The 12,676-nt window shown below is 37.4% G+C and carries 11 protein-coding genes; 4 read left to right on the top strand and 7 right to left on the bottom strand.

Annotated features, from left to right (window positions below):
• The 3 genes from MM236_RS18490 to MM236_RS18480 all read left to right on the top strand — a co-directional run.
• Positions 1–287, top strand: a 287-nt coding sequence (locus MM236_RS18490; protein ID WP_241276484.1) for a hypothetical protein, incomplete at its 5' end; no start/stop codon positions are given.
• Positions 288–1,024: 737 nt separating this feature from the next.
• Positions 1,025–2,554 carry a DUF2380 domain-containing protein gene (locus MM236_RS19820; protein WP_241276483.1) on the top strand — a complete coding sequence of 510 codons (1,530 nt, stop codon included), beginning with the start codon at positions 1,025–1,027 and terminating at the stop codon, positions 2,552–2,554.
• A gap of 38 nt (positions 2,555–2,592) precedes the next feature.
• Positions 2,593–3,210: a hypothetical protein gene (locus MM236_RS18480; protein WP_241276482.1), complete on the top strand. Its 618-nt coding sequence runs from the start codon at positions 2,593–2,595 to the stop codon at positions 3,208–3,210.
• 128 nt (positions 3,211–3,338) lie between these two features.
• On the opposite strand, the gene MM236_RS18475 is transcribed toward MM236_RS18480, so the two are convergent.
• Together MM236_RS18475 and MM236_RS18470 are read right to left on the bottom strand one after the other, a co-directional pair.
• Positions 3,339–4,019: a DUF2461 domain-containing protein gene (locus MM236_RS18475; RefSeq protein WP_241276481.1), complete on the bottom strand. Its 681-nt coding sequence runs from the start codon at positions 4,017–4,019 to the stop codon at positions 3,339–3,341.
• A 240-nt stretch (positions 4,020–4,259) separates the two neighbouring features.
• Positions 4,260–5,558: a UDP-N-acetylmuramoyl-tripeptide--D-alanyl-D-alanine ligase gene (locus MM236_RS18470; protein ID WP_241276480.1), complete on the bottom strand. Its 1,299-nt coding sequence runs from the start codon at positions 5,556–5,558 to the stop codon at positions 4,260–4,262.
• Positions 5,559–5,636: 78 nt separating this feature from the next.
• On the opposite strand from MM236_RS18470, the gene MM236_RS18465 reads away from it, so the two are divergent.
• Positions 5,637–7,742 carry a T9SS type A sorting domain-containing protein gene (locus tag MM236_RS18465; RefSeq protein ID WP_241276479.1) on the top strand — a complete coding sequence of 702 codons (2,106 nt, stop codon included), beginning with the start codon at positions 5,637–5,639 and terminating at the stop codon, positions 7,740–7,742.
• A 490-nt stretch (positions 7,743–8,232) separates the two neighbouring features.
• On the opposite strand, the gene panB is transcribed toward MM236_RS18465, so the two are convergent.
• From panB to MM236_RS18440, 5 genes are all read right to left on the bottom strand, one after another.
• Positions 8,233–9,054: a 3-methyl-2-oxobutanoate hydroxymethyltransferase gene (gene panB, locus MM236_RS18460; RefSeq protein WP_241276478.1), complete on the bottom strand. Its 822-nt coding sequence runs from the start codon at positions 9,052–9,054 to the stop codon at positions 8,233–8,235.
• Positions 9,055–9,061: 7 nt separating this feature from the next.
• Positions 9,062–9,565: a phosphoribosyltransferase family protein gene (locus tag MM236_RS18455; protein ID WP_241276477.1), complete on the bottom strand. Its 504-nt coding sequence runs from the start codon at positions 9,563–9,565 to the stop codon at positions 9,062–9,064.
• A 90-nt stretch (positions 9,566–9,655) separates the two neighbouring features.
• Complete coding sequence (gene rsgA / locus MM236_RS18450) at positions 9,656–10,576, bottom strand: ribosome small subunit-dependent GTPase A (protein ID WP_241276476.1); 921 nt, start codon at positions 10,574–10,576, stop codon at positions 9,656–9,658.
• A 7-nt stretch (positions 10,577–10,583) separates the two neighbouring features.
• Positions 10,584–11,822, bottom strand: a complete 1,239-nt coding sequence (locus MM236_RS18445; RefSeq protein ID WP_241276475.1) for a 3-deoxy-D-manno-octulosonic acid transferase — start codon at positions 11,820–11,822, stop codon at positions 10,584–10,586.
• A gap of 145 nt (positions 11,823–11,967) precedes the next feature.
• On the bottom strand, positions 11,968–12,597 hold the full coding sequence (locus MM236_RS18440) for a peroxiredoxin (protein WP_241276474.1): 630 nt from the start codon (positions 12,595–12,597) through the stop codon (positions 11,968–11,970).
• Between the last annotated feature and the right edge of the window lie 79 nt (positions 12,598–12,676).

Below are 12,676 nucleotides of genomic sequence, written 5' to 3'. Positions count from 1 at the left end.
ATCTTTTTAATAATCTGAGAAAACAATGTAATATTACACATGAGAGGTCTTTGTTTTTGGTGCAAACCCAAAATACACATTTTGGGCAAAAATTCAGACCTCTCATATTTTATTTAGGACGCTATTGTGAAGTGACAATTAAAAGTTCCTATTCATTAGGTATCTATAAAGTTAGGGTTATTTTTAACCCAAGTGAAAAATCGATTGAATGGTGTCTCTATGAAGTGGGTTCAAGACAGTTTTATACCCCAAGGGAAGTAAAGATGTTCAGGATTGGCGATGATTGATGTATCAGATAATATTTGTTTCCAATACTGAAAAAGTAACCCTTCATGAAAGCGATTTTTATTTTAATCGTTTTGAACTGAAAGTAGTTCCGGTGGCACCTAGCACAGGTAGGATTAAAGTGAAAGCTAAGTATTATATCCAGAGGTGAAATAAAATAAAACAACAAACATCCCCCAAACAAACATCCCTGCTTGGGGGATTTCTTTTCTCAATAAATTCTCGTGGTTCACAGATTTCTGATTTGATGTGTGATCTATCAAATTACAGACATCAGGTCTATGTCCCTTTAAGGATTGTTCTCGTCTTTTTTACTACGAAGATATCAGGACTAACGCCCCTTTTTGTTAATGGGCAATTGGTTTTCTGGTTCATCTATCAAGTTACAAGAATCAGGGGCGTAGCCTATGTTTCTTCGTAGAGAAGTGCATATTCCAGCCGAATTTTAGAGGTGATAGCCCTGTGGTCTGGTTTTTTGATGTTTTGGATTTAAGAAGAATGGGATTCATTGTGAAAGAAAAAACCTCAGGGCTAGCACCCTATTGCGATGATTGACAATTGGTTGTCCTTCCTTTCGGGAATGTTAGAAATCATAAAAAATCATAATCCTATTTTGAAACTTTGGAATTAAATGTTATTATTAAGGATTGATTGTTTAAAATAAAATTTTTATCAAAAACTATTTACTTATGAAACTGAAATTTACCCCCCCCTATCCCATTTATCCATCTTCGGTGAGGTGAAGAGAAAAATTGGAGCTGTTTGCTTGACCGTTTCTATGATGATGTTGGTGTTTTCATGTATGGATCGGGAAGACGTCCTGCAGCTGGAACAAGACGCAGCCTCGGAAATCAAGGGTGTCAAGCAGTGGTTTGATATCAACAAAGTATCCCTCAATAAAGAAGGATCAGATGTTAGAGCAAGAGAAATGAGCAAGGAATTGATATTGCCGTTTTTCGAAAAGGAACCAGATTGGTCAAAGTTTAGTGAATATCATTTCCGAGATGGCCGGAAAGTATATGAAATACATCTCAAGAATTTGAGTGGGATCATGCCAAAGGGATTTTTTGAAGAATACGGCAATTCAGGCAGTGATTTGGTGGAAGAGAGTTTGCTGTTTGTGGAGCAGCCGGGTATGGAAGAAGGGTATTCGGTATTGGTGGCGAGGTACTTTAGCTATGGGGAGAAATCAAAAGGAATGACATATCACAGAATACCTTCGGGATGGTCAGGAAGAATAGATATGTTCAGTTATGACGAACGTCACTTGAGGAGTTTTGAGGTGGATGAAGGGAAGATAGTTTCACATATCACTTATCAGACAGAAGAAGAAAAGAAAAGAATAGGTAGAGAGAATGCTTTGGTAGTTTGTTCTGGCTATTGGGTTGATTTTCCATATTATGGTATTTCCGGAGGGGTTGGTTCTTCAGCTTCAGTTTATGTAACAGAGTGTACTGACGTGCCCACTGGGGGTGGAGGGAGCTTTGGTTATCCTTCAAATGAAGGAGGAGGAGGCAGTTCAGGTTTCGGTGACGGGTCTGGAAGTGGAAGTTCGACCTCAACCCCATGTAACAATACCAATAATTTTAGTGATCATTGTATTCCTGTTCCAGAGAGTTTAGAAGATTATATAGAGAGTATCTCAGATCCAGCAGAAAAAAGGGAAGCTCAATTGGATTATCTAAGGTCTCATGGGGGGAAAGACCTTGTTGAGATAATTGAGGGGTTAATGAATACATCAGGTCTTACAGTAGGGGACGTCATAGAGATCAATAAATTGGTCAATAAATTTTATCTTCAGCAGAAGGGACTTTTTATCATGGCAATCTTTAGCCCAGAGAATGTAGGGACAATACTTACCTTTGCCTTGGCAAATCCTAATTTGACTTCGACAGCAAGGAATAAGACATTTCAGTTATTTTCAAGACATGCTACTTATGGGAAAAATATTGTATACAAATCTCTAACGTCTAGTAATTTTAGGAATAATTTGATTCTAAAAACAGGGATGAACCCTTCTAATGCACAGGCACATCATGTGTTTCCACAAGCATCGGAATTCGCTAATTTTTTCACTTCTAAAGGAATTAATGTTCATAGCCCTGCTTATGGAGCTTGGTGGCCAACTGCTTCGCATCAAGCTAATGCATATGCATATAATCAAGCATGGAGGGTTTTTATAAATAGTAATCCAAATGCAACATCAGTCCAAATTCTTCAATTTGCAAGATCAATAATGGGTGAATATGGAATCGCAATTATGTTTTAATATCTTTGTCTTTAGATTGAAAGTAAATAAAAATGTGAATGAATAATAGTAATATATATACTTTAGGAACTAAGTTGCTGTCAAAAACATTTTCAGTTAACTCTATATGTTTAGGTTCTGGGGCAGATGAAAAAGGTAATAATGATGCAATGAATCTATTGGAAGGACATCTTGAAACATTTAACTTCCCAATTGCTTTTAAACATGTTTCTGGAAAAAACTACTGTGATCTAATGGGTTCAGGTTGGGGTATTTTATACTTGATTTCAGACAGAATGAAACATCTTTTGGAGAAGGAGAGACTTACTGGCTGGAAATGCTTCCCTATAGAAATAGTTGATAAAAATGGTAAGAAGATACAAGAAGTGTATCATGGTTTTTCCATTGTTGGAAGAAGTGGTTCAATAATCTATAAAAAGAGTGATGTTATAGAAAAGCAGTTAGTTCCTAATGGTCCTTTAAGTAAATATTATAAGGGAATACATCCAGAAATGGAAACTTGGGACGGAAGTGATTTTTTCCTTCCTAAAAACCATTGGGGAACTATGGTTACACAAAAAGCTAAAGATATTATGGTGAAAAATAAATTAACTAATATAATGTTGCAAAATCTCGCAGAAATAGAAGTTGGTGTAAATACTGTATTAGATTATTAAAACCAAGTCTAGTTCATAAATTGGATCAAAATTCTAGAATATAAAAAATCAATATGATTTGAATTGTTAGAAAAATAGAAATAAGAAACATCCCTCAAGCACAGATCTCTGCTTGAGGGATTTTCTTTTCACAACAACCCTTCCCCACTTTCAGATTCATCTGCTGCTTTGTGGAGGAAATCATGGAAGGGTTTCATTAGGTGAAAGGATTCTAAGGTTTTGGCTTTGAAGTCTCCTGAAAGAATGTCCTTGTCAGCCAATGGAGTGGAAACAATAAAGCTTTTGTATCTCAGCAAATCGATAAATGGATGCTCAGCATCGTAATCTCTTGGACTGGTTTTGAGCTGTTCGCCTTCGATACCTGAAAAATGATTCTTGAAAGTTTTTTCATTTAAGATATTCAACAATTCTTGTCCTGAGTAATCAATCTCCTGACGGATTTTTTTTAGTATGTCAGCTGATGGCATCCAAATTCCTCCAGCTATAAAACTTTCTCCAGGCTGGATATGCAAGTAATATCCGGGGCCATTGGATTTTTTTCCTCCTTTAGAAAAGTATGCTGCAAAATTGGTTTTGTATGGGGCTTTGTTGGCAGAAAAGCGAATGTCTCGGTTCTGTCTGAAAACACAATCTTTGGGTTTGAATGCAGCCAATGCTGGCTCCCAAGCTGTAACACCTTCTAGAAGTACTGCCACATCTCTCAGAAAAGCTTCTTTTATGTTGAGATATCGGTCACGGTTGGTATCCATCCATTCTTTGGAGTTGTTTGCAGATAAGTCTTTCAGAAAATCGAGGTATGGTGTAGGCATTTTTTTACTTTTGAAGGTTAGTTAAAAACTACGAATCTTTAAGATTGTTAACGTTAACAACGGATTAATCTCTTTTTATGATCTAAAACTCAGAAGCTGTATAAGAATTTTCCATTTTAGATAAATTTTTTTTTGGGACACAGACTAAGGGTAATGGTAAAATCTCTAAGATATCTAATTGTTTAAACAGTATTGTTCTGTGGGGACACAGAACAAGGTGGTCTAGTATCATCATTTGTATTATATAAAATCCACCAATCCTTCCAACTTCATCCCTCTACTTCCTTTGATCAAAATCAGATGGTCTTCTAATTTGGAATCCTGTAGCCAGTTTCTGAAGGAAAAAGGATCTGGAAAATACAGTGCTTTCATCGGAGCTTTGGCCAGTGCCGCTTGCGTATGCTTGCCGGCAAAGCAAATTTTATCAAAAGAATATTGGCTGACCAATTCACCTAATTTCTCGTGTTCGGCTTGGGTACTATCACCAAGTTCATACATGTCCCCCAAGATGATCATTTTGTGTTTTTTCCCAGTCATCTCGCCAAAAGTCTTGATCGCCACTTCCATACTGGATGGATTGGCGTTGTATGCATCTAAGATGATCAAGTTGCTTCGTTTTTCTACGAGTTGAGAACGCATATTGGAAGGCTTGTAATTGACGATAGCCTGAACTGCCTTTTCTATAGAAACACCGAAAAACTTCCCTAAAGTAATGGCGGTGGCAATATTCCCAAAGTTATATGCTCCTATCATGGAACTGAGATATGAATCTTCGCTTCCTTCTACTTTGAATCTTACAAAGGGATTGGCATCCACAAACTCAACTTCACAAAAATCTCCTTTGGATGGATATAGAATCGGTTTGTCGAATCTTTTGGCCATATTAGACAGAATTGGGTCTTGGGAATTAATAAAGACTGTTCCCTTATTTTCCCTAAGATGTTGGAAAAGCTCCGTTTTTGTTTTCAATACACCTTCCACGCCGCCCATTCCTTCCAAATGTGCTCTGCCAATATTGGTAATAAAACCATGCGTTGGCTCCGCAATATCACAAAGCTCTTTGATATCACCAGGTTTATTTGCACCCATTTCTACAATCGCAATCTCGGTATTTTTTTCTATTGCGAGCAAAGTCAATGGTACACCAATATGGTTGTTGAGGTTACCAATCGTAGCTGAGGTCTTAAATTTTTGCTTCAATACAGTATGAAGGAGCTCTTTGGAGGTTGTTTTTCCATTGCTTCCTGTCAGCCCAATAATGGGAATCTGCAACTGTCTTCTATGATGATTTGCCAATTTTTGAAGTGCGGACAGTACATCGTTTACCAAAAAGTACCTCTCGTGATTTTCAGGGATAATTTCTTTTTCATCCACAACAACCAATGCAGCTCCTATTTCGAGTGCTTGTGTAGCAAAAGAATTTGCATTGAAATTTGGGCCTTTGAGTGCAAAAAATATATTTCCTTGATCAATTTTTCTGGTGTCAGTACTGACTCCTGTGGACTGGAGAAAATGTTTGTAGAGAAGTTCGGTGTTCATTATTTATTTTTTACAATTAAAGTTTAAAATTAAGATATTCGAAACATCTTTATCAAAATTCTGTCGTTATTTATATCCATGATCAAGTATTATACTTTTTTTCTTCTCCTAATTTCAAGCTTAAGCTTCGCTCAGACGGCTTTTCGCTATGATCAAAACATTGCGGTAACGCAGAATGATGAGGATTTGAGTATTCCTTTTGCGGGAGGAATAAATGCTGCTCAGATTCAGACCATGGATGTAGATGGCGATGGCATAGAGGAATTGGTGATTTGGGATATTAACGCAAGGCAAACTTCAGTATTCAAAATTTCAGGAAATTCATATATATACCTTCCTGAGATGTCATATTTTTTTCCCTCGGATGTCAATGGCTTCTTGGTATTGGCAGATTATGATGGGGACGGGAAAAAGGATCTGTTTACAAGCAGTCCATTTGGGATTAGAGCTTATAGAAATGTAAGTCTAGCTGGTGCAGGTTTTCCCACTTGGGAACTGGCGCAAAATTTCCTTCGGCTAGACAATAACTCCAACTTGCAAGCCAACAACTTGGATATTCCATTGATCATGGATGTGGATGGTGATGGGGATTTGGATATCGCTACATTTAATTTTGCATCGGGAGATTTTTTGGAATTTTACAAGAATACTTCCGTGGAGCGCAAAGGCGTTCCTGATATTGATGGTTTTGCTTTCCCGGAGGCAAGATGGGGTGGTTTTGAGTTTTGTGATTGTGGGAGCTTTAGTTTTGGAGTGACTTGTGCGGGCTTTCCGATGGGAAGGGTTTTGGAAAATGAAAATAAAAACATCGAACATGCGGGAGGACATTCCATTCTTTATGCAGACTTTGATGGAGATGGCACTTTTGATCTCTTGATGGGACAGGATGAATGTGATGTTTTGTATTTTCTTCCCAATAAAGGAACCAATGCAGTTCCTGTTTTTGATGAATTTTCCAATACACTTCCAAGTGTTGGTGATTTACCTGAGTTTCCTATTTTTCATGCTTCACAGATTTTTCAAAATCAATTGATTATCAGTACCAATTCCTCTTCGATAGCTGGACCTTTCAAAGCTGATTATGGATTGAATATATTTTCAATTCCACTTTCTGGAGGATTGAAGGAGCCTTTTCTTCAAGACCAAATGCTCGATTTTGGAGAGAATTCCCGACCATTTTTCAAAGGGAACAAAAATAATGGATCTCTTATCGTCTCTTCAAATTCACTGATTGGTGGAAGGGTAGTGGGTCGGGCGATTTCGATAAATACCTCTCTGGATTCTTGGGAGATTCTTGATGATGATTATTTAAATTTATCGGAATTGGATCTGACGGACTTACAGTTTATAGAATATGTGAATACCCAAAACCAAACAATGCGATGGTTGGCCGGTACAGATACAGTCAATTTTTCACTTCAAAAAAAGCTTTTGTTTTCTCGTGATATTAATTTTCAAGATCTGGAGGAAATTTCAGTTCCAGGCATAACTCCTAGGCCTCTGGACCACTTTGAGTTTTTTACCTATCACAACCTAGATTATCTATTGATGTCCAGGCAGACAGGGGAATTGGTTTTGTTTAGTATAAGCAATTCAGGTTCTCCACAGCTAACTTTATTGGAGAGAGATTTCTTGGGTTTTGGAGACAGTCCTGCTGCTAGAAATCTTTCAGTTCATGTGATTCCAAATCAAACTCCAAGTTTATATGCAATAGATCAGCGAGGGTTGTTGTTTTTTGTTGAGGATTTTATGAATAGTGAAGAGAGGAAAAATGTTGGTGTACTGATAGAAGAAGAAAAGTTGGATACCAGACTTGGGAGAAACACGTGGTTAAGTCATGTTCCGGATCCTTTTTCGAGCCAATATGATTTGATTTTGGGAAATACAGCCGGTGGAATTCAATACTTAAAGGCTGCTGAAATAGAAGAGTTGCCTAGTGGGGATCGTTTTTTGGCGAACATATACCCTAATCCCACAACAGGGCCAATTAAGATTATTGCAAACCAAAATGTAGAAGCTAGATTAATCAATAGTTTGGGACAGATCTTGATGGATAACATCACCATTGAGGCAAACAGAGAAGTTGAACTGGAAGCAGGGATTTTAGCTCCAGGAGTTTATATTTTGAATTTCAGGTTGGAGAATGGGCAAAGCCTTAGTAGAAGAGTGATTATCAGACCTTGATCATGTTTTGCTGATGATTAACCGAAATAATTCCAGCAAGGTGGTTTAGATCAGTAATTGAAATCCTTATTGGATATCAATTTTGGTTCCACATGTGGAGGCATAGGTTTTAACATAGGAGATTAATTTGGTTTAAAGCAATTCCCCTGCAAGGATTCGGTTGCCTACCTGCATGAAAACGTATGTACATTCTATAAAGTAAACATATACGCTGTTTTACCATTGTGAAATAAAACAGGATGTTTTAATGCTTAGCACACTGCTGCATGTCAACAGTCCACAGTCATCCGACCACAGCAGCTTGAAATGAACTTCATACTATATTATTAATCGCTAGTATTAAGAAAGCGGATACATAATTAAACGAAGAATCAAAACCTGACATTAGACACTAATGTGTAAACCAAATTCAGGCAAGATCACACTGTTGACAGTTGACAGTCGCCTGTTGTCACTTTGATCTTGGCTGAATTTGGTTGCCATTGACAATTCAATAGCTCTCACTTTCATTTGGGAAATCTTTGGACTTGACATCTGTGATATAATCTTGAACAGCTTTTGTCATGATATTTTGAAGATCGGCATACTGTCTCAGGAACCTTGGTTTGAATTCTTGTGTGATACCGAGCATGTCATGAACGACCAATACCTGCCCATCTACATCTCCTCCAGCACCAATTCCAATTACAGGGATACTTACGGTTTCTGCGACTTTCTTTGCTAGTTTTGCTGGTATTTTTTCCAAAACCAAAGCAAAGCACCCAGTTTCTTCAAGTATTTTGGCATCTTCGAGAAGCTTATTGGCTTCTTCTTCTTCTTTTGCTCTGACAGTGTAAGTGCCAAATTTGTAAATGGATTGAGGTGTCAGACCCAAATGTCCCATCACTGGTACGCCTGCACTCAAAATCCTTGTGATTGACTCTTTGATCTCGGCACCACCTTCGACTTTCACTGCGTGTGCACCTGACTCTTTCATGATTCGGATTGCTGATCGAAGCGCTTCAGAGCTATTTCCTTGGTAAGAACCGAATGGGATATCTACCACTACAAATGCCCTTTTCACACCTCTTACTACAGAACTTGCATGGTAAATCATCTGATCCATCGTGATAGGCAAGGTGGTTTCATGACCTGCCATTACATTGGAAGCGGAATCTCCCACAAGGATAATGTCTATACCTGCACCATCCACAATGGCGGCCATTGAAAAGTCGTAAGCCGTGAGCATGGATATTTTCTCACCACGAGATTTCATTTCTTGTAAAATATGCGTGGTGATTCTTTTGATGTTGGATGATTGGTGTACGGACATAATGGGTTTAGTGTAAATGGACAGAATAGTCTTCAGAAGCCAAATTGACTGAAATGTGTTCGTTGAGGGTAGTAGATAATTCTAAGCCAGTATAATCTGGAGAAACTGGAAAGAGCTTATGGCTTCTGTTTACCAATACAGCAAGCTCCATTTTTTTGATAGGGATTTCCAAGAATGGCTTAAGTGCATAGGCAAGTGTTTTTCCTGTATTGAGCACATCATCGACTAGTATAAGGCATTTATTATCCAAATCAATGTTTTTTGATAAAGAAACATCCCCTTGTACGATGGTCTTTTTATCTACAACCACTTCTATAGAATCTACCGATATGGGAGAAATTTCTTTCAACTTACCAGCCAACAGATCAGCGAAGATTTTTCCCATGCCGGAAATACCTGCAAAAACCACCTCTTTTTCTGAAGCATTTCTTTCATAAATCTCGTAGGCCATCCGGGTTATTTTTTGCTGGATTTGACGATGATTTAATACCATTGATTTAGTGTTGCTCATTTGATTTGATTTTCTAAAGAGGAAAATTACGGCAAATGATTTTGGATTCAAATTTTTTTATGATCAGGACTGTCAATTATATCACATATTTTAGCGGTGATCATCTTCTTCGTTGAGGATATTGATGTAGCTGTCATAGCGATAAGGGTGGATGTGCCCTTCTTCCAACTTTTCCAAGACTACACAACCTGGCTCGTTGATATGCCTACAATTGTTGTATTTGCATTGGCCAAGATATTTTCTCATTTCCGGGAAATAATGCGACAGTTCATAATCGCTGACATCCAAAATACCGAATTCCTTGATTCCAGGAGTATCTATCAAATAGCCTCCGTCAATATCAAACATTTCTGCAAATGTAGTAGTGTGAACGCCTTTGGAGCTGAATTTTGATATTTCTTGTGTAAATTGATCAGCTTCAGGGATGATTTTATTCAGCAAAGTTGATTTCCCTACACCTGAATGTCCGGAAAGTAGCGTGGTTTTTCCTCGAAGCAATGGTAAAAATTGATCCTTAAGATCATACTCGCCCAAGGCAGAAATCTCCAGTACATCATACCCCAGGTATTCATAAATCTCATGGATGTCCTGAAGGTATTCCAAATCTTTGCCTTTATACTCCAAGTCCATTTTATTGACAATGATCGTAGCAGGAATTCGAAAACTTTCTGTACTCACCAAAAATCTGTCAATAAAACCAAGAGAGGTTCTAGGGTTTTTTAAAGTGACAATCAAAAAAGCCTGGTCAATATTCGAAGCGATTATGTGTGAAAAATGGCTTTTTCTTGTTGACTTTCTTATAATATAATTTTCTCTTGGGAGAATTTCATCGATTGTCCAAGTGGGTTGACCTTCTTCTTTGGCAACAGTAACATAATCTCCCACTGCTATTGGGTTGGTTAGCTTGAGGTTGTCCTGTTTGAACTTTCCCCTGAGACGAGATTTGACAAGTCCAGATTCGGTTTTTACCAGATACCAACTACCAGTGGATTTGATTACCCTACCTTGCATTGTTTGATTATTTAGATGCCATTACTTGATCGATGATTTTTTTGGAACTTCCTAGGTTTTCTTTGACCAACTTGTTAGCAGAATTGCAAGCTTGATTGTAAAGCTCTGGGTTTTCCAATTCTTTCATTATTATGAGAAGTTCTTCAATGTTTGATACTGAGCAACTGGCGCCATAGTCCATACTTATTTTAGCCTCGGGGAATTTTTTCGGTTTTCTAACTTTCCCAAATACCACAGGTATACCAAATGCCAAAGGTTCTAGAATGTTGTGCAGGCCTTTGCCAAATGCACCGCCTACATAAGCAATATAGGCAAATCGATACAAAGATGAAAGCATGCCGATATTGTCTATAAATAAGACGTCAGCTCCGAAGTTCTTCTCAATTTCCGAATGTTTTACTGTTTTTTTCTTTATCTTTTCAGCCCATCTGTCGACAATAACATCACTGATTTCATGCGGAGCAATTATGAATTTGTATCCATTTGATTCATTGATAAATGGGATTAGAATATTCATGTCTTCTTCCCATGCTGAACCGATCACGATCGTTTTGGAATCTCCAACAAATTGGTTGATTTCTGGAAAATCTCTGGGGGATTCACTGATTTTTGAAACTCTGTCAAATCTTGTATCTCCAGTAAGACTACAGTTTTTGACTCCTATTTGAAGTAGTAGATCAATACTTTTTTCATTTTGGGTAAAAATATGGGTGAAAGATTTTAAAACCCTTCTGAAAAATCCCCCAAATGGTTGGAAATAAACTTGATCCTCCCGCATGGATGCTGAGAATAGATACAATGGTACTTTTCTCTTTTTGGCTTCTAAAATGTAATTGGCCCACAAATCATATTTCACAAAAAATGCCATAGCTGGATTTAAAGTTTCTATGAATTTTTTAGCGTTTTTCCTCGTATCTATTGGTAAATAGACTATCAAATCTAAGTTGTTATTCAATTTCTTTTTGGCATTTTCATATCCGGAGGGACTAAAAAAACTGACTACAATAGAAATTTCCGGCATTTCTTTTTTGAGTTGACTTATTACAGGCTTTGCTTGTTCATACTCACCTAGGGAAGCGACATGAAACCATGCCACTTGCTTAGTATTATTGTTACTGAAATTTATAATCTCCTGAAACACATCTTTTCTCCCTTCTACAAAAAGCTTGATTTTGGGGTTGCTGTTTTTGAAGAGGTTTATGATTACTGAAAACAGCCTCATGGAAAAATTATAAATTAAATTCATTGTGCAAAAGTATGGTTTAGTTTTGGTTGTGAAGGCTTTTGTTTGATTTTCTCACATTTTCACCCAAATAAAATAAATTAATTTTAAAGAAAAAGCCTCAATCAATATTTGATTGAGGCTTTTTTCCAAATTTGTTTTAGAAAGATTAATTGTTCGTCAAATAAGCAGAAACACCTTCTTTTGTAGCTGTCATCGCTTCTTTTCCTTCTTCCCAGTTTGCCGGACATACTTCACCAAATTTCTCTACATGCTGAAGTGCATCTACCAATCTCAATGTTTCGTCAATGCTTCGACCCAAAGGAAGATCATTGATAGTTTCTTGTCTTACAATACCGTTTTTGTCAATCAAGAAAGTCCCTCTGTAAGCCACAGGAATTCCTTCGAAAGTCAATTCACCTTCTTCATTGTAATTCCACTCACCTGCCAATACGCCAAAGTTGTGCGCAATAGTTTTTGCAGTGTCAGCTACGATAGGGTAAGTTACTCCCATGATTCCGCCTTGCTCTTTTGGAGTGTTCAACCAAGCTAAATGAGACTCTTCGGTGTCTGTAGATGCTGCTACTACTGCAACTCCTCTTTTTTCGAATTCAGCTAATTTCTCTTGGAAAGCCAAAATCTCAGTTGGACATACAAAAGTGAAATCTTTTGGGTAAAAGAATAGAATAACTTCTTTGTTGCCAATGAATTGCTCCAAAGAGAATCCTTCAACTATCTCTTCACCGTTGATTACTGCTGGTGCATTAAAGATTGGTGCTTTTTTTCCTACTAATGACATATGATTATTGTTTTATTGTGATGCTATTTGATATTTGGGATTAACAATTTCAGGGGTTTCAATAATTTTCTCGAAGCTT

Source organism: Belliella calami (assembly GCF_022549695.1).
Classification (GTDB): domain Bacteria; phylum Bacteroidota; class Bacteroidia; order Cytophagales; family Cyclobacteriaceae; genus Belliella; species Belliella calami.
The sequence above is the reverse complement of the archived record's forward strand: the minus strand, read 5'-3'. Positions and strand labels throughout refer to the sequence as shown.

Coding starts and splice junctions, on each gene's coding strand:
- MM236_RS18480 (WP_241276482.1), top strand. CDS start 2,593: ATGAATAATAGTAATATATATACTTTAGGAACTAAGTTGCTGTCAAAA.
- MM236_RS18475 (WP_241276481.1), bottom strand. CDS start 4,019: ATGCCTACACCATACCTCGATTTTCTGAAAGACTTATCTGCAAACAAC.
- MM236_RS18470 (WP_241276480.1), bottom strand. CDS start 5,558: ATGAACACCGAACTTCTCTACAAACATTTTCTCCAGTCCACAGGAGTC.
- MM236_RS18465 (WP_241276479.1), top strand. CDS start 5,637: ATGATCAAGTATTATACTTTTTTTCTTCTCCTAATTTCAAGCTTAAGC.
- panB (WP_241276478.1), bottom strand. CDS start 9,054: ATGTCCGTACACCAATCATCCAACATCAAAAGAATCACCACGCATATT.
- MM236_RS18455 (WP_241276477.1), bottom strand. CDS start 9,565: ATGAGCAACACTAAATCAATGGTATTAAATCATCGTCAAATCCAGCAA.
- rsgA (WP_241276476.1), bottom strand. CDS start 10,576: ATGCAAGGTAGGGTAATCAAATCCACTGGTAGTTGGTATCTGGTAAAA.
- MM236_RS18445 (WP_241276475.1), bottom strand. CDS start 11,822: ATGAATTTAATTTATAATTTTTCCATGAGGCTGTTTTCAGTAATCATA.
- MM236_RS18440 (WP_241276474.1), bottom strand. CDS start 12,597: ATGTCATTAGTAGGAAAAAAAGCACCAATCTTTAATGCACCAGCAGTA.